The organism is Streptomyces sp. NPDC006283 (assembly GCF_040613325.1).
Classification (GTDB): Bacteria; Actinomycetota; Actinomycetes; order Streptomycetales; family Streptomycetaceae; genus Streptomyces.
This window is the reverse complement of the sequence record NZ_JBEXRZ010000163.1, coordinates 1-16,105: the sequence shown is the minus strand read 5'-3', so window position 1 is coordinate 16,105 and position 16,105 is coordinate 1. Positions and strand designations below refer to the sequence as shown.

Here is a 16,105-nt window from a genome sequence, read left to right as displayed (position 1 = left end):
TTCGGCGTGGGAGGTGCCCCCACGCCGCGTTGTCGTCGGTCGGCATGGCTCCGCCATGCCTCCTCCCCCTACGCCTTCGGCGTGGGAGGTACCCCACCTCCGCCTTGCGATCCACGGCACCAGACCCCTCCCCCTACGCCCTGCGGGCGTGGGGGGGGGGACCCCCACACTGATCCGGCCTGATCCAAACGAAAGACCCTAGGCCGCTCAGGCTCCGTGATGCGCCAGGAGCAGGTGGGGGTCGGGGGCGTCCGGGGCCGGGGCCGGGTCGGTGTGGACCAGGGCCGCGGTGAGTCTCGGCACGGCGTGCAGCAGCGCGTGCTCGGCGTCGACGGCGACCTGATGGGCCTGCCGTACGCTCAGCTCGCCGTCCACGACGACGACGAGTTCGGCACGCAGCCGGTGCCCCGTCCAGCGCAGCCTGAGTTCACTCACCGCCAGTACGCCGGGCACCCCGCGCAGCGCCCGCTCGGCCGCGTCGACGAGTGCGGGATCCACCGCGTCCATCACGCGCCGGAACACCTCGCGGCAGGCGTCGCGCAGCACGAACAGGATCGCGGCGGTGATGGCGAGGCCGACCACGGGGTCGGCCGCCCGCCAGCCCAGAGCCGTACCGGCAGAGGCCAACACGACGGCGAGGGAAGTGAATCCGTCCGTACGGGCGTGCAGGCCGTCCGCGACCAGCGCGGCCGAACCGATCTCCCGGCCGACGCGGATGCGGTAGCGGGCCACCCACTCGTTGCCGAGGAATCCGATGACGGCCGCCGCGGCGACGGCGGGCAGATAACCGATCTCCCATGGGTTCAGCAGCCGGTCGACGGCCGTCCAGGCGGCGAACCCGGCGGAGGCGGCGATGGTCAGCACGATGACGATGCCGGCCAGGTCCTCGGCTCGCCCGTAGCCGTACGTGAAGCGCCTGTTGGCCGCGCGGCGGCCGAGGACGAAGGCCACACCGAGGGGCACGGCGGTCAGGGCGTCCGCAGCGTTGTGCACGCTGTCGCCGAGCAGTGCGACCGACCCGGAAAGCACCACGACAACGGCCTGCGCCACGGCCGTGAACCCCAGGACCCCCAGGGAGATCCCCAGGGCTCGCATGCCCTTGCCGGAGGCTTCCAGGGCGCTGTCGACCTTGTCCGACGCGTCGTGCGTGTGAGGCTTCAGCAGGTGGCCCAGCCGGCGCCGCCACGGCGCCCGGCGGCCCGGCCCACGACCGTGGTCGTGGGCCGGGTCGTCGTGATGGGCGTGTCCGGGGTTTCGGCCGTGCTCGTGGCGCTCGTGCTCGTGGTGGCCTTGGTGGTGGGTGTCTGCGTGGTGATCGCTCACGAAACCGGCCTTCCGACGTGCGGCTGAGGTCGACGTACGGCTGCGCCATCCATTATCCGACCGGGGCCCCCGCGGAGGGACACGGCGGGCGAACTGCCCGCCGCCCAGGGCCCCGTGCGGCGGATCGGCGCCCCAGGATTCCCGCCGACGGATTTTCTTACTCAGGGGTAGGCCCGCCCCGCACCCTTGTTATACCGTCCGTCTAACAAGCGGTCGGCCGGCACCACCGGACCGCTGCACTCCGCTGCCTCCGCCCCGCCGAGCGGGCAGCACGGAACGACCGAAGCCGGTGGCAACGCCCCCTGCACAACCCCCGTACACACCAGCGAACGAGGAACGTCACACACCCGGATCGAGGAGCCCCAGCATGGCAAGCAGCACCGTTCGGCCGCAGAACCCGAGCCGACTCGACGAGGACGAGGACGACGTCGCCCGGCGACTGCTCGACTCGGCCGCGACGCTGGCGTACGACCCCGCCACGGAGGTCGACTGGGAGACGCCGCTGGACGTGGACTTCCACGGCGCGAGCCCCGAGTGGAGCACGCTGTACGGCACGGCCTACTGGCGCGAACTCACCGATGCGCAGCGCAAGGCGCTGACGCGGCAGGAGGCCGCGTCCGTCGCCAGCACCGGCATCTGGTTCGAGATGATCCTGCAGCAGATGGTGCTGCGCGACATCTATGCGAAGGACCCGACCAGCGCCACGTTCCAGTGGGCGCTCACCGAGATCGCCGAGGAGTGCCGGCACTCGATCATGTTCGCCCGCGGCGCCGAGAAGCTGGGCGCCCCCGCCTACCGGCCGCACCGGTTGGTCATCGAGCTCGGCCGGGCATTCAAGACGCTCGCGTTCGGCGAGGCCGCGTACGCGGCGATCCTCGTCGCCGAGGAAGTCCTCGACGTCATGCAGCGCGACTGGATGCGTGACGAGCGCGTCGTGCCGTTCGTCCGCACCATCAACAACATTCATGTCGTCGAGGAGTCGCGGCACATGAAGTTCGCCCGCGCCGAGACGCGCAGGCGTCTCGAGAACGCCGGCCGGCTGCGCCGTCAGATCCATGCCTTCGTGGTCGCGGCCGCGTCCTACTTCATCGTCACCAGCATGGTGAACCGGGACGTCTACGCAAACGCCGGACTCGAGCGGAAACGCGCTGTCGACGAGGCGAAGGCCAACGAGCACCACAAGGCGATGCTGCGCTCGAGCTGCTCCGGCCTGATGGAGTTCCTGGCCTCGGCGCGCCTGCTCACCAAGCCGGCACTGTTCTTCTACAAGCGCGCCAACTTGATCTGAGACCACCTGATCCGACACGACCTGACACGACGCGATCCGAGCCGAGCTGAGCGGACGACATGCCCTACGCCATCACGCAGACCTGCTGCAGCGACGCGACCTGCGTCGCCGTGTGCCCTGTCAACTGCATCCACCCGACTCCCGAGGAGCGGGCCTTCGGCAGCACGGAGATGCTCCACATCGACCCGAAGGCCTGCATCGACTGCGGCGCCTGTGCCGACGCCTGCCCGGTGGACGCGATCTTCCCGGTGGACACCCTGTCCGGCGCGCAGCAGGAGTACGCCGAGATCAACGCGGCGTACTTCGAGGACCAGGAGCCCGAACCGGTCGACGCCGGCCCCAACTTCCACCCCTGGGGCGAGCCGGCGTTCGAGCGCACTCTGCCGTCCGACTTCGCTCCGATCCGGGTCGCGGTGGTCGGCACCGGCCCGTCCGGCATGTACGCCGCCGAGGATCTGCTGCTGCACACCAACGCCGAAGTGACCCTGATCGACAGGCTTCCGGTGGCCGGCGGCCTTGTCCGGTACGGGGTGGCGCCCGACCACCCCGGGACCAAGAAGGTCGGCGACACCTTCGCCCGGTTCCACGCCCACCCGCGAGTCCGTATGCATCTGGGGCTCGAAGTGGGCAGGGACGTCACGGCGGAAGAACTCGCAGCGCACCATGACGCCGTCATCTACGCGGTGGGCGCCTCCACCGACCGCCGGCTGGGAGTCCCCGGCGAGGACCTGGCCGGCAGCGTCTCCGCGACCGCGTTCGTCTCCTGGTACAACTCCCACCCGGAGGTCGCTCCGGAGGCGTTCGACCTGTCGGCCGAGCGGGTCGTCGTGATCGGCAACGGCAACGTGGCCCTTGATGTCGCCCGCATCCTGGTCTGCGATCCGCAGACGCTGACCGGCACCGACATCGCCGACCATGCCCTGGCCGCCCTGCGCGCGAGCAAGGTGCGCGAGGTGGTGCTGCTGGGGCGCCGCGGCCCCGAGGACGCCGCGTACACCAGGTCCGAGCTGCTCGCCCTCAAGCACCTGGCCGGTGTGGACCTGGTCGTCGACGATCACGATCCACGGATCGGGGCGACGATCGACGCGGCCGCGCCGCGGGACAAGGCCGCCGTACTACGGGGTGTCGCGCGCGACAGAGTGGACCTCTCGCTCGCGCCGGCGGCGGGGCGACGCATCGTGTTCCGCTTTCACTCCGCTCCCCTCGGGATACTCGGCGGGACGGGCGTCCAGGCCGTACGCGTCACCGCAGGGCCGCAGGAGCACCGGATAGCGGCCGGCTTGGTGCTGCGGGCGGTCGGTTACCGCGGTGTCCCGGTGGCCGGGCTGCCGTTCGACGAGTCCACCGGCACCGTTCCGCACGCGGGCGGCCGGGTGACGGACCGCCCGGGGACCTACGTCGTGGGCTGGATCAAGCGCGGCCCCTCGGGCGGTATCGGCGCCAACCGCACCTGCGCGGCCGAGACGGTCGGCACGCTGCTCGCCGATGCCGTCGCCGGCGCCCTGCCCGCGCCGGCGCGAGGGCCGAGGGCGTTCAGCCGGCTCGTACGGCGGCGCAACCGCCAGGTCGTCGACGCCCGTGGGCCGGCGGCGATCAACCGTGCCGAGCTGACCCGGGGCCGTCGCGACGGACGGCCGCGGATCAAGCCGGCCACGGTCCGCGAGCTGGTCACGACGGCGAAGGGCAGCCGCTGGGGACTGCCGCGCTGAGCCGCATCCGCCAGCCCCGTCGGGCGGATGCGGTCGGAGCGGGCCTCGTTGCGCCGCTTGAGATAGGGACAGCGAAGGCGTCGGCGGCGAGCCCAGTACTGTGGCCATCGCCTCTTCGGGCAGCAGCAGGTCGTCCGCGTCGAGAGCGGCCGCCGGGCGGCCTGCCCGCTCGGCACAGGCCTCGGCGTCGCCGCCGGGTTCCGCCACCGTGGCCCCGAAGCCGCGCAGGCCGGCGGATCGATCAAGGACATGTCGTCCAGGGTCAAAGACCTGTCGCGCCAGGTCGATTCCTACCGAATGTGGTTCCGGAGACTGGGAAGCATGACGCACACCGCAGACACCTCCACCGCCGGCCCCGACGCCCCCGTCGAGCACCTCGACGTCGTCGTCGTGGGCGCCGGCCTGTCCGGCATCGGCGCGGGCTACCGGCTCCAGACGGAGTGCCCGGAGCGCTCGTACGCGATCCTCGAGGCGCGGCAGTCCATGGGTGGAACGTGGGACCTGTTCCGCTACCCGGGCGTGCGCTCCGACTCCGACATGTTCACGTTGGGCTACCCGTTCAAACCGTGGCGGGCTGCGAAGGTGCTCGCCGACGGCAGGTCCATCCTGAGTTACATCGAGGAGACGGCGGCGCAGTTCGGCATCGACCGCAGGATCCGTTACGGCACCAAGGTGGTCGGCGCCGACTGGTCGACAAAGACGGCCCGCTGGACCCTGACCGTCCAGCGCACCGGTGCGGACGGCGGTGTCACTTTGACCACCCTGACGTGCGACTTCCTGTACTGCTGTGCCGGCTACTACGACTACGGCCAGGGGCACGCGCCCGAGTTCGCGGGTATCGACGCGTTCGAGGGCACCGTCGTGCACCCGCAGTTCTGGCCCGAGGAGCTGGACTACACGGGCAAGCGCGTGGTGGTCATCGGCAGCGGCGCCACCGCCGTCACTCTGGTGCCCTCGATGGCGGCGAGCGCCGCGCACGTCATCATGCTGCAGCGCTCGCCAACCTGGATCGGCTCGCTGCCGTCACGGGACAGGCTGGCGGACGCCATCCGCGCCGTACTGCCCGCGGGCGCTGCGCACCGGATGGTGCGGACGAAGAACATCCTCTTCGCCATCGGCCTCTACCAGTTCTGCCGGCGCAGCCCGAAGGCGGCGCGACGCCTGCTGACAGGGATGAACAAGCGCATCGTCCAGGACGACCGGCTGGTCGAGGAGCATCTGACGCCCACGTACGACCCGTGGGACCAGCGGCTGTGCGCCGTCCCCGACGCCGATCTGTTCAAGACGCTGAGGACGGGTGCCGCCGCGATCGTCACCGACCACATCGACCGGTTCGTCCCCGAGGGCATTCGGCTGAGGTCCGGCCGAGTCCTGGAGGCGGACGTGGTCGTGACCGCCACCGGACTGCGGTTGCTGGCCTTCGGCGGCATCGCGCCGCACGTCGACGGCGAACCGGTGCAGCTCAACCAGCAGTTCGTGTGGCGCGGTGCGATGATGACCGGCGTCCCCAACTTCGCGATGTGCATCGGCTACACCAACGCCTCGTGGACCCTGCGCGCCGACCTCAGCTCCCGGCTGGTGTGCAAGGTCCTCAACCACATGCGCGACCACAACTACGCGGCGGTGGAACCGCGGCCGACGACCACGCTGAACGAGCGCCCGCTGCTCGACCTGGCCTCCGGGTACGTCCGGCGCGCCATCGACGCCTTCCCCCGCCAGGGCGACCGCGGCCCGTGGAAGGTCCCGCAGAACTACCTGCTCGACGCCGCGACGACGCTGCGCACCAACCTGCATAAGACACTCACGCCCACGCCTGCCGAGGCCGTACGCCGGCCCGGTGACGTACGGGTGTGACCGGCCCGGGGACGTTCCCCGTGCTTCCGGCAACGGACTGCTGGCGGCAGGGCAGACCTGCCGCCAGACCATGGATGGTGCGGACGAGTACGGAGGGGCACCCATCAGGGTCGCCGCGATCGCCGTGGAGGCGAGCAGTGCGACGGCCCGGCGCCAACTCGCTCGACCCGGCATGGAATCTCACCCACACATTCGCATTCATTGACCGATCCACTTTGGATCGCATTCATCATTGAATCGTGGGCGAAATACGAAAATCCTGCCGACTTGCGATCAGGATTGCGGAGTGCTGCTCTGGAATAGGCAGGGGTAAAGGGCGAAATGATCCGGGCCCGAATGAGTGGCGTTCAGCCGAAGTAGGGGGCAACGCGTCGTGTGACGACGGGATGCCCCGCGCTGCGACCCGCTATCGGAGGTTCACGATGACACAGGTCTCTTCTGCCCGCATTCCACTACGCCGGATCATGGCCGTGCTCTTGACGGCCGCCCTGACGCTCTCCCTCTCGGTGGTGCTCACCGTCACCTCGACGAAAGAAGCAGCCGCCTCGTGCTCCGCCAGCCGTTTCAACGGAACGTGGCGCTCGTCCGACGCGAGGCTGAAGCGTATCGACGTATGGCAGGGACAGGACTGCCATCTGTACGCCAGAGCCTGGTCCGTGTGCGAGAACGACTCGTCGCGTATCTGCAGCTGGGGAAACAGGAGAATGGGAGACAGCCCCGAGCCGAACTTCCAGTTCGTCGGATACAACTGGAGCAACGCCGATGAGGTGCTGCACCTGCGGATGAAGGACAGGTCTCACATCTCGGTGTGGGACAGCACCGACTACCACAACGGTAAGAAGGTCAGCTTCACGGTCACGATGTACAAGAGCCGTTGAGCCCGCGAAGGGCAGCGACTCCGCCCGCGCCGCTACTGGACGAGACATCGCGTGCGCAGCAGGCAAGCCATCGCATGCCAGGCATCGGCTGGCAGTAGCCGCCCGAGCACCACGACCAACAGCACCGCCCCAGTTGAGTGCTTCGGCGGGCTTCGCCAACCGAAGCACTCCCGGGTGTCTCAGTGCCCTCGCGTAACGTTCATGCCGAATACGGAGGGGGCAGTGACCTGCGCGGTTGGGCGGGGAGAGCAGCATGAGTGACCGAATCGAGTGGTCGGCGGGGCGTGACAAGGACGCCGCGCTGATCATCAGGACCAACTATGACGATGAGCAAGCGTGGTCGGCCCTGAAAGCGGCGCTGATGATGACCTGGGGCGATGAGGACGAATTCGAGCCGTACAGCCACATCGTCGACGATCCGAAATGGAAGGAACCACACCCGCTCAGGTGCTCTCCGCGGCATCCACGCACGCAGAACTCCGAGGCGTTGCCTACCTCGCAGACCGCGTCTCGATGCGGGAAGCTCCTGTCACGTGGCTGGCGCTGTCCCTGCTCACCAGGGAGCAGTGCGAAAGCGACGAGGAGTTCGAGGTGTGCGGCGGCGCGTTCCGCGTGGTGCCGTACGGGATCCACGAAATGAACCCGAACCTGCTGATCGCCAACCTGGACTTCGGTGACTTCGCGGATGCGGCCAGGGATGATCCCGAGGGCGTCTTCCGAGGATTCGCCGACTGAAACGCTCAGTCACATCCAGCCTCGCCCGGATGCAGACATCAACTCACGAACCGGCCTCTCAGGTTCTGGCTTTGACCTGGGATTTGCGGCTGTGAGGTAGTAGGCGGTCTCGTATTCGGCAGGTGGGACGTTCGAACCTCCGCCCCTGGACTGCGCTCAGCGGTGTTCGGGATTGGGGAAGTCGAAACGGCATCCCGCGTCCCACTCGGACCGCTGATTGCCGTGGGCGGGGATGCCGCCGGCTCGCTTGAGCAGGGCCGCCAGGTGCATCAGGTTCCAGGTCATGAACGTGGTGTTGCGGTTGGTGAAGTCGTTCTCCGGGCCTCCGGAGCCTTCGTCGAGATACGAGGGCCCCGGCCCCGCCTCACCGATCCAGCCCGCGTCGGCCTGCGGGGGAATGGTGTAGCCGAGGTGCTGGAGGCTGTAGAGGAGATTCATCGCGCAGTGCTTGACGCCGTCCTCGTTCCCGGTGATCAGACAGCCACCGACGCGGCCGTAATACGCGTACTGCCCGCGGTCGTTGAGCAGGCTCGAGCAGGAGTAGAGACGTTCGACGACCTGTTTCGTCACCGAGCTGTTGTCGCCCAGCCAGATGGGCCCCGCCAGGACCAGGATGTCGGCGGCCAGCACCTGCTCGTACAGCGCCGGCCATGCGTCGGTGGCCCAGCCGTGCTCGGTCATGTCCGGCCAGACGCCGGTCGCGATGTCGTGGTCGACGGCCCGGACGAGTTCGGTGGTGACGCCGCCCGCCTCCATCACCGCGCGGCTCCTGTCGATCAGCCCCTCGGTGTTGCTGACCTCCGGGGAGCGCTTGAGGGTGCAGTTGACGAACAGCGCGCGCAGGTCGTCGTAGCGCAGGCCGCCGTCGGCGGACGGTGAGTCGGCGGGGACGGTCATGGAGTCGCTCCTGGGGTGGGGCTGCCGTCGGGAGCGTACTGCGGCCGGCGGCGCACGCGTGCGAGGACGAGCACTGTGTCGTCGTCGGGAGGGTCGGGCCTCAGACGGGACAGGATGGCGTCCGCCGCTTTCTCCAGATCGGCCGGCGCACGTCGCAGTTCGGCGCGGGCCGCGGCCATGCCGTCCTCGATGTCCTGGCCGCGGGCTTCGATGAGGCCGTCGGTGTAAAGCGCGAGAACGGCGCCGTCGGGCAGGTCGATGTCGGTCGTCCCGAAGGGAAGGCCGCCGACCCCGAGAGGGATCCCCAGCACCTCGCTGATCGTCCTGACCGTGCCGTCGGGATGGAGGACGAGCGGCGGCGGGTGGCCGGCGTTCGCGATGCGGGCGCGGCCGGTGGCTGGGTCGTAGCGGATGTAGAGGCAGGTCGCCAGTTCGATGCCCGCCTCCTGGGCGCAGGCGTCCAGTTCGCCGAGAAGAGCGTCCGGTTCCTGGTTGCTCCTGGCGAGTGCCTTGGCGGTGATGCGGAGCCTGCCCATGGCCGCGGCGGCGGGCACTCCGTGCCCCATGACGTCGCCGACGACGAGTGCGACGCGGTCGTCCGGCAGGTTGATCACGTCGTACCAGTCGCCGCCGACCTCGGTGATGTGGCTGCCCGGTACGTAGCGGTGGGCGACTTCGACGTAGGAGCCGGCCGCGAGCGCAGTGGGCAGCAGCGCGCGCTGGAGGGTGAGCGCGATGTGCTGCACCCGGCTGTAGAGGCGTGCGTTGTCGAGACACAGCGCGGCACGGGAGGCGAGCTCCCCGGCGAGGGTGAGGTCCTGTTCCGTGAAGGGCGGGCGGGCGGCGGAGCGGCCGAACATGGTGACGCCCTGGACCGTGCCCCGGGCGACGAGGGGTGCGAGGAGGATGCACTTCAAACCGCTGTCGATCAGGAGCTGGGCCCGGTCCTGGTGGATCACGGTCGTGGTGACGAAGTCCGCGTTCACCGCGACGGAGACCGGCCTGCCCGTGCGCAGCATCCGGTGGACGCTGGAGCCCGGCGGGTACGTCACCGTCTCGAGACCGCTCACGAGCTCGGTGGCGGGCGGCGGCAGAACCGTTCCTGAGGCGATTCTGTGGGTGATCAGCGGCAGGTCCGGGTCGAACACCTCGGCCTCGTCCATCCACTGCACGACTTCGACGACACAGGCGTCGGCGAAGTCCGGTACCGCGGCCTCGACGAGTTCCCGGGCGGTCACCTCCACGTCGAGGGTGGTGCCGATGCGGGCCGTGGCGCGGTCGAGCAGCGCCAGCCTCTGCCGGGTCGCCGTCGCTTCGACGATGGCCTGTTCGCGGTCGGTCACATCCACCAGCAGCCCGCCCACTCCGGGCCGGGTGTCGCCCGCCTGACTCAAAGGGAACAGGCTCACCGACCGCACCTGGGCGCGGTCCGGGTGCCCCGCGGTGCGCAGACCGACCAGGGCGCCCACGACGGGCGGCCCGCCGGCGGCGACTGTGCGGAGCATCCGCAAATATTCGCCTCCGTCGGTGGTGAGCATGACCTCGTCCATTCGCCGGCCGAGGTGCTCCTCGATGGGGAGTCCGTCCATCTCGGCGAGCGCCTGGTTGAGGTGGACGTACCGCAGCTCCTCGTCGAGCATGACCAGGCCTATGGGGCAGGTCTCGAAAAGGGCGTCGAGGAAGGCCAGATTGGTCTTCACCCGGTCGAGCTCGTCGCCGCGGCTCGCCAGGACCATGACGACGGAGCCGGTTTCGGCACCGGTCACGGGGAAGGCCCGGAAGCCGCACGGGAAGACAGCGCCGTCCCGGTGCCGAGCGGGATGCCGGAACCGCCAGTATCCGAGTGTCCTGCCCCGCTCCCCCAGCCGTGTGGACGCGGGCGGTTCGCCCGGGGGCGGATCGGGGAAGAGGATGCCGGCGGGCCGGGACAGCGCCGAGGCGGAGTGGTGCCCGAAGAGGTCCTTCGCACCGGGGCCCCAATAGCAGATCCGGTCGTGCTCATCCATTCCGAAGACGGCGACCGGAATGTGCTCCAGCAGAGTCCCCGGCTCGGACAGGAGCGGCGTGGGGCCCTCTTCGTCCACCGACCGGTCTGACCGCACGCGACTGCCCCTTTCTCCTGCACGGCGCCCAACGTGTGCCCGTGCCCGCAGGAGGCGGGGTGAGGGCAGGGTGTCCGTTTTGTCCATTGTGCAGAGGGAACAGGCTGCGCGTACGCCGAGAACGCCGCCTCGACGAAGGGCCGGCGCCGTGCCGCGCCGGTCGTGGGGCGCCCGCTCAGCGCCGGGACTCGGCCCGAGTCGCACCGATGCCGGCGGCGACGACCAATGCGGTGCCGGCCACCTGCAGGATCGCGGGCGTCTGCGCGATGAGGACCATGCCGGCCAGCAGGCTGACGGCGGGCTCCAGGCCGGCGAGTGTGCCGTACGTGGTCTTCCCGATGCGCTGGAGCGCCTTCATCTCCAGCAGGAACGGCACCAGCGGCATGAGCACGGCGATACCCGCCGCCGCGGCAGCCGTCTGCCAGGTGAGTTCCGCCAGGGCGCCCGGCGCGCCGAACGGCGCGGCGACGACCGCGGCGACCGCCAGGGACACGGCCAGTGCGTGCGGGGCGGAGAAGCGGCTTCCGACGTGCGCGGTGCCGACGACGTAGAGCGCCCAGCAGGCCGCCGAGCCCAGACCGAAGAGGACACCGGTCGCACTGGTGGCTCCGCTCCACGGCGACGTCAGCAGGACCACGCCGGCTGCGGCGAGCCCCAGCCAGACCAGGTCCTTGCGCCGGCGGGACGCGACGAGCGCGACGGCGAGCGGACCCAGGAATTCCAGCGCGGTGGCGGTGCCCAGGGGCAGACGCGCGGCGGCTTCGGAGAAGAACAGCATCATCCCGGCGCTGACCACGCCCAGCAAGCCGGTGACCAGCAGATCGCCGCGTGGGGTGGCTCGCAGCGTCCGCCACAGCGACCTTCCGGTGAACGCGACGAGGAAGAGCGCGGCGAAGGTCAGCCGCAGCCAGGTCGTCCCGGCAGGGCCGAGAGAGTGGAACAGCTCCGTCGCCAGGGCGCTGCCGGTGTGCAGCACGACCATGGCGACGAGGACAAGCACCGGCCCCGGCAGATGGCGAGGGGCCGGCGCGGGGCCGGTGGCCGGCCTGGCGGGGAGGGCGGTGGCGTCGGGGGCGGGTGCGTCGGTGGCGGTCACCGGGCCCATGGGATCAGGGACGTCATGTTTCTGTCCACGGGCTGAAAGTGGATCGATCAGCCACTGTTGGTGGACAATCCTGGCATGACTGCGGACAGCGGTACAGAGAATCTGCCCGACCTGGGGCGGCTGCGGCTGCTGGTCGAGCTGCACCGGCTCGGCACCATGGCGGCGGTGGCCGCGAGTACCGGTTACGGGACATCGGCCGTGTCCAAACATCTGGCCGTCCTGGAGCAGGAAGTCGGTGTGCGGCTGCTGACCCCGGACGGCCGCCGGGTGCGGCTGACACCCGCAGGCGAGCGTCTGGTCGAGCACGCGGTGGGCATCCTCGCCGCGGTGGAGGAAGCCCAGGCGGAGCTCCGCGGAACGACAGAGCCGGTCGGCCGCGTGCGATTGGCGAGCTTCTACACGGCGGTCGAGCCGGTGGTGCTGCCCGCGCTGGCGCGCCTGCGGCAGCGGTATCCGCGGGTCACCGTGGAGGTCCACGAGCACGAGCCGGAGCACACGGCGGGGCTGCTGCGCTCAGGCGGCATCGACATGGGCGTGGTGTACGACTACAGCCTGGTGCCGCGTGGGGTGCCGCCCGAGCTGAGCGCCTGCCAGTTCGAAGAACAGCCGCTCTACCTCGCCGTCCCGGCCGGCCGGACGGACGCCGGCCGGCCCGTCGCCCTGTCCGAACTCGCGGAGTTCGCCGAAGCGGGCTGGATCGCCAACTCGCGCGGCACCGATGACGACGAACTGGTGCACCGGGTGTGCGCGATCGCCGGTTTCGTTCCCCGGATAGCCCACCGCGTGGACAGCCTGCACCTGGTCAACAGCCTGGTGGGAGCCGGCCTCGGGGTGGCGCTGCTGGCCCGGTCGGGGATCGAACGGCACCGGAGCGACGTCGCCTTCCGGCCGCTGGACCCGCTGGCCGGCATGCGCCGCAGTTTCCTGCTCGCCCGTGCCGGTCAGTGGTCATGGCCGCCCATGGCGGCCCTCGCCGAGGCCATCATGAACGGCTCCGGCCGACGGTGACCGCCCGGCGGCGACCCGCGTCGCCGCCGGGTTTCGGTCGTGACCGAGGCCGCTCGTCGAAGCCCTGCGGGGTCAGGAGTAGAAGTTGCGCTGCCAGCGGTGCTGCGCCAGAACGGCGAGCTGGTCGGCGGTGAGCGAACGCCCGTCGCTCAGGGACTCGCGCGGGCCGTTGTCCGCCCCGCTGAGCGCGGGCCGCGCCTCTCCGCGCGGCATGCGCTCACTGGCAGGCGCGGCGCCCGCTCGCCCCAAGCGCGGCGCGTCCGGTCACTGCTCTCACTGCTCGCGCAGGCCCCAGGGAGAGCCGTACTCCCTCAGCAGGTCGAGGAAGGGCACCGGCGGGAGGGCTTCCGGGCCGCGGACGCCGGATTCCGCCCATACGCCGCTCGCGACGAGCTCCAGGGCGACGACCGGGTTGATCGCCGTCTGCCAGACGACCGCCTGCGATCCGTACTCGCGCATCGACCACTGGTTGTCGACCACGTGGTACAGGTACACCTCGCGCGGAGCGCCGTCCTTGGTTCCCTTCACCCAGGTGCCGGCGCAGGTCTTGCCGTGCATCCGGTCGCCGAGCGTGGCCGGGTCCGGCAGGCAGGCGGCGACGACGTCGCGCGGGGACACCTGCGCCCCGCCCGCCACGGCCACCTTGTCCGTGCGGTCGAGGCCCAGCTTGTGCAGCGTTTTGAGGGTCTCGATGAAGTCCTCACCGAGCCCGTACTTGAACGTGACCCTCCCGGCGTCCACCCAGCGCGGGATCAGCAGAACCTCCTCGTGCTCGACGTTGACGCACTCGACCGGGCCGATGCCCTCGGGAAAGTCGAAGACCTCGGGCTCACTGAAGGGTGCCGTGGTGAACCAGCCCCGGCCCTTCTCCCAGACCACCGGTGGATTGAGACATTCCTCGATGGTGGTCCAGATGGAGAAGGAGGGGGCGAAGTCGTAGCCGTCGACGGTGAGGTTGGCACCGTCGCGGACGCCGATCTCCTCGATCGTGTCGAACAGTTCGTCCGCCGCGTACCGGGCGAACACGTCGGAGAGCCCCGGCTCGACCCCCATGCCGACGAGCGCCAGCCGCCCGGCCTTCTCCCAGTCCGCGGCACGCTCGAACTGCGCGTCGCCGAGCTTGACCCCGCACTCCTCGTAGGGGCGGTCGCGGTGCGGATACGACAGGGACATCGCCATGTCGACGTAGTGGGCCCCCGCCTCGAGCGAGGCCTCGAAGAGCGGCATCACGAATCGCGGATCGGTGGCGTTCAGCAGCACGTCGCACCGTTCGGCCACGAGCAGCGCGGTGACCGCCTCCCGGTCGGAGGCGTCGATCCGGACCGCACTGAAACGGGTCCCGTCCTCGCCGAGTGCGGCGACCGCCGCCTCAGCCCGCGGCAGGTCGTAGTCGGCGACCACGATGTGATCGAAGAAGGAGCGGCGGGCGGCGATCCGGGTGATCGCGGTGCCCACTCCGCCCGCGCCGACCAGCAGTACTCGCATGAGGAACGCCTTTCGTCGGGGGCCAGGAGCCCTGGTGCCGCCATGAAACGCGCCCTCGTCGCAACACGTCAATCGCGTTGGCATAAGCTCGCCCCGGGGGGCGGAGGGAGCCTCATGGCGAAGCAGGTGGTGGCGGAATCGGCGCGCCGGCGCAGGCGGCCGACCAAGAACGGCGTTGTTCTCTCGGAGCAGCTGATCGTGGATACGGCACTGCGGATGCTGAAGGAGCACGGCCGGGAAGGGCTGACGGTGCGGCGCCTCGGCACCGCGCTGGGAGCCGACCCGAGCAGCCTGTACCGGTACTTCCGCGGTACCGACGATCTGACGCTGGCGATAGCCGACGAGCTGATAGGCCGGGCGATGCGGGGGCGGCGACCCCTGGGCGACTGGCGCAGCGATCTGCGAGATCTCGGGCTGCGGATCCATTCCGCCTATCTCGCGCATCCGCAGGCCGCTGTCCTCACGGCCAGTCGGGTCAGTGGCCGTGCGCACGAGATCTCCGCCGACGAGACGATCCTCGGCGTACTGCGCACCGCCGGATTCCCTGATCCGCAAGCGGTGCGGATCTACCAGGCCTTCATCGACCAGACGCTCGCCTTCGCGGCGCTCGACGCCGCGAGCCTTGCTCTTCCGGCCGCGTCCCGGACCGCTGACGAGACGGTCTGGCAGGCCACCTATGCCCGGCTGCCGGCGGACACCCACCCGAACATCGCCGCCACCGCGCCGCTGCTCGTCGCCCGCATGAACGAGAGCGCGTACCCGCACGCGCTGGACATGCTTCTGGACAGCGCCGAGGCGACGCTCACAGCGGTCCGGCGGCGGGGTCGTCACAGACCCCGAGCGCATGACTGAACGCCGACTTCACCCTGACGTCTCGTCAGTTTCCGTCGGCGTTCCGGTCTTTCGAACACTCCGCCTGAGCCCAAAGCCTTCCGGCCCATCGCAGTCGGACTGACCCTGGGCGTTACGTCTCCGGCCTCCGGAGGTCAGGTCCGCTCCCGCCGCAGAGCCTTGCGGCGAAGACGCAGGGGCAGCACGTACCAGCACAGCACGAACCACAACATGACGCCGCCGACGAGCAGTTCCGCCAGGAGGCTCGGCAGTACGACGTGGAGGATCAACAGCAGGGTGCAGCCGATGGTGAGTGCGAGCAGGACCATGCCGCAGACCATCAACCGACTTGCGGCCTCGACGACCTCGTGCTTCATGCGCAGTCCGGACAGGAAGCGATGGATCGACACCGGCGCTATCAGCGCACCCGTCGCCGAGGCGCCGAGCACCACGGTGACGACGTAGACGCTGCGGTCGAAGGTGGCGAGGTCGTCGAAGGCCGGTGTGAAGGCCAGACTCAGCAGAAAGCCGAACAGAATCTGGACTCCGGTCTGTGCGACCCGGGTCTCCTGAAGGATTTCGTTCCACCGGCGATTGACCCGCTCGCGCGAACTCTCGGGCGGGCAGCCGTTGTCGGCGGATTCCTCGGGCGCGCCCTCGGTTCGGCTCGTGATGGTCGCGGACCGTTCCAGCATGGCCATAGAACCTCCTCGGTGGTACGCGTGTACCCGCAAGTCCGCGCTCCACGCCGACCTGCGCACATGGCGGGTAGCCACGCCCGGTGCCGCTTCTGTCCTGCACACAGCCACTGATTGGATGGTCCGGCCTCGCGGCCCATTCGGCATCCGGAACGGCCGGCTCGGGTCCAACCGCCGCCGCGAGAAGCAGAT

General features: G+C 70.0%; 14 protein-coding genes. 7 read left to right on the top strand and 7 right to left on the bottom strand.

Annotated elements, in window-relative coordinates:
• Window positions 1-207 precede the first annotated feature (207 nt).
• Window positions 208-1,323 (bottom strand): cation diffusion facilitator family transporter, encoded by a 1,116-nt coding sequence (locus ABZ070_RS26850; protein ID WP_356637906.1) that lies wholly within the window; start codon window positions 1,321-1,323, stop codon window positions 208-210.
• A 367-nt stretch (window positions 1,324-1,690) separates the two neighbouring features.
• Here ABZ070_RS26850 and ABZ070_RS26845 point away from each other — a divergent pair, with 367 nt between their 5' ends.
• The 5 genes from ABZ070_RS26845 (at window position 1,691) to ABZ070_RS26825 (ending at window position 7,787) form a co-directional block, all read left to right on the top strand.
• On the top strand, window positions 1,691-2,611 hold the full coding sequence (locus tag ABZ070_RS26845) for a diiron oxygenase (protein ID WP_356637905.1): 921 nt from the start codon (window positions 1,691-1,693) through the stop codon (window positions 2,609-2,611).
• 59 nt (window positions 2,612-2,670) lie between these two features.
• The gene (locus tag ABZ070_RS26840; RefSeq protein WP_356637904.1) at window positions 2,671-4,320 is read left to right on the top strand and encodes an FAD-dependent oxidoreductase; all 1,650 of its coding nucleotides are present in this window, start codon (window positions 2,671-2,673) and stop codon (window positions 4,318-4,320) included.
• Between the two features lie 321 nt (window positions 4,321-4,641).
• On the top strand, window positions 4,642-6,174 hold the full coding sequence (locus tag ABZ070_RS26835) for an NAD(P)/FAD-dependent oxidoreductase (protein ID WP_356637903.1): 1,533 nt from the start codon (window positions 4,642-4,644) through the stop codon (window positions 6,172-6,174).
• 464 nt (window positions 6,175-6,638) lie between these two features.
• Window positions 6,639-7,052: a hypothetical protein gene (locus ABZ070_RS26830; protein WP_356637902.1), complete on the top strand. Its 414-nt coding sequence runs from the start codon at window positions 6,639-6,641 to the stop codon at window positions 7,050-7,052.
• Window positions 7,053-7,475: 423 nt separating this feature from the next.
• On the top strand, window positions 7,476-7,787 hold the full coding sequence (locus ABZ070_RS26825) for a hypothetical protein (RefSeq protein ID WP_356637901.1): 312 nt from the start codon (window positions 7,476-7,478) through the stop codon (window positions 7,785-7,787).
• Between the two features lie 156 nt (window positions 7,788-7,943).
• Here the strand turns inward: ABZ070_RS26825 and ABZ070_RS26820 are convergent, their stop codons facing one another.
• From ABZ070_RS26820 to ABZ070_RS26810, 3 genes are all read right to left on the bottom strand, one after another.
• Complete coding sequence (locus ABZ070_RS26820) at window positions 7,944-8,684, bottom strand: flavodoxin family protein (RefSeq protein WP_356637900.1); 741 nt, start codon at window positions 8,682-8,684, stop codon at window positions 7,944-7,946.
• Complete coding sequence (locus ABZ070_RS26815) at window positions 8,681-10,786, bottom strand: SpoIIE family protein phosphatase (RefSeq protein WP_356637899.1); 2,106 nt, start codon at window positions 10,784-10,786, stop codon at window positions 8,681-8,683. The genes ABZ070_RS26820 and ABZ070_RS26815 overlap by 4 nt, the downstream gene beginning before the upstream one ends.
• Window positions 10,787-10,961: 175 nt before the next feature.
• Entirely contained in the window at window positions 10,962-11,882 is a 921-nt protein-coding gene (locus ABZ070_RS26810; RefSeq protein ID WP_356637898.1) for an EamA family transporter, read from the bottom strand.
• A gap of 84 nt (window positions 11,883-11,966) precedes the next feature.
• On the opposite strand from ABZ070_RS26810, the gene ABZ070_RS26805 reads away from it, so the two are divergent.
• Window positions 11,967-12,899, top strand: coding sequence for a LysR family transcriptional regulator (locus ABZ070_RS26805; protein WP_356637897.1), 933 nt, complete (start codon window positions 11,967-11,969; stop codon window positions 12,897-12,899).
• Between the two features lie 72 nt (window positions 12,900-12,971).
• On the opposite strand, the gene ABZ070_RS26800 is transcribed toward ABZ070_RS26805, so the two are convergent.
• Complete coding sequence (locus ABZ070_RS26800; RefSeq protein ID WP_356637896.1) at window positions 12,972-13,112, bottom strand: hypothetical protein; 141 nt, start codon at window positions 13,110-13,112, stop codon at window positions 12,972-12,974.
• Between the two features lie 60 nt (window positions 13,113-13,172).
• Complete coding sequence (locus ABZ070_RS26795; protein WP_356637895.1) at window positions 13,173-14,384, bottom strand: saccharopine dehydrogenase C-terminal domain-containing protein; 1,212 nt, start codon at window positions 14,382-14,384, stop codon at window positions 13,173-13,175.
• Window positions 14,385-14,498: 114 nt separating this feature from the next.
• Here ABZ070_RS26795 and ABZ070_RS26790 point away from each other — a divergent pair, with 114 nt between their 5' ends.
• A complete protein-coding gene (locus ABZ070_RS26790) occupies window positions 14,499-15,236 on the top strand; it encodes a TetR/AcrR family transcriptional regulator C-terminal domain-containing protein (RefSeq protein WP_356637907.1) in 738 nt (245 codons plus the stop codon).
• 134 nt (window positions 15,237-15,370) lie between these two features.
• Here the strand turns inward: ABZ070_RS26790 and ABZ070_RS26785 are convergent, their stop codons facing one another.
• Window positions 15,371-15,916: a DUF6328 family protein gene (locus tag ABZ070_RS26785; protein WP_356637894.1), complete on the bottom strand. Its 546-nt coding sequence runs from the start codon at window positions 15,914-15,916 to the stop codon at window positions 15,371-15,373.
• Window positions 15,917-16,105: the final 189 nt, after the last annotated feature.

Bases quoted from the DNA above. Each gene is read 5' to 3' on its own strand.
- ABZ070_RS26840 (WP_356637904.1), top strand. From the start codon at position 2,671: ATGCCCTACGCCATCACGCAGACCTGCTGCAGCGACGCGACCTGCGTC.
- ABZ070_RS26800 (WP_356637896.1), bottom strand. From the start codon at position 13,112: ATGCCGCGCGGAGAGGCGCGGCCCGCGCTCAGCGGGGCGGACAACGGC.
- ABZ070_RS26845 (WP_356637905.1), top strand. From the start codon at position 1,691: ATGGCAAGCAGCACCGTTCGGCCGCAGAACCCGAGCCGACTCGACGAG.
- ABZ070_RS26825 (WP_356637901.1), top strand. From the start codon at position 7,476: ATGGAAGGAACCACACCCGCTCAGGTGCTCTCCGCGGCATCCACGCAC.
- ABZ070_RS26795 (WP_356637895.1), bottom strand. From the start codon at position 14,384: ATGCGAGTACTGCTGGTCGGCGCGGGCGGAGTGGGCACCGCGATCACC.
- ABZ070_RS26790 (WP_356637907.1), top strand. From the start codon at position 14,499: ATGGCGAAGCAGGTGGTGGCGGAATCGGCGCGCCGGCGCAGGCGGCCG.
- ABZ070_RS26805 (WP_356637897.1), top strand. From the start codon at position 11,967: ATGACTGCGGACAGCGGTACAGAGAATCTGCCCGACCTGGGGCGGCTG.
- ABZ070_RS26830 (WP_356637902.1), top strand. From the start codon at position 6,639: ATGGCCGTGCTCTTGACGGCCGCCCTGACGCTCTCCCTCTCGGTGGTG.
- ABZ070_RS26835 (WP_356637903.1), top strand. From the start codon at position 4,642: ATGACGCACACCGCAGACACCTCCACCGCCGGCCCCGACGCCCCCGTC.
- ABZ070_RS26785 (WP_356637894.1), bottom strand. From the start codon at position 15,916: ATGGCCATGCTGGAACGGTCCGCGACCATCACGAGCCGAACCGAGGGC.
- ABZ070_RS26820 (WP_356637900.1), bottom strand. From the start codon at position 8,684: ATGACCGTCCCCGCCGACTCACCGTCCGCCGACGGCGGCCTGCGCTAC.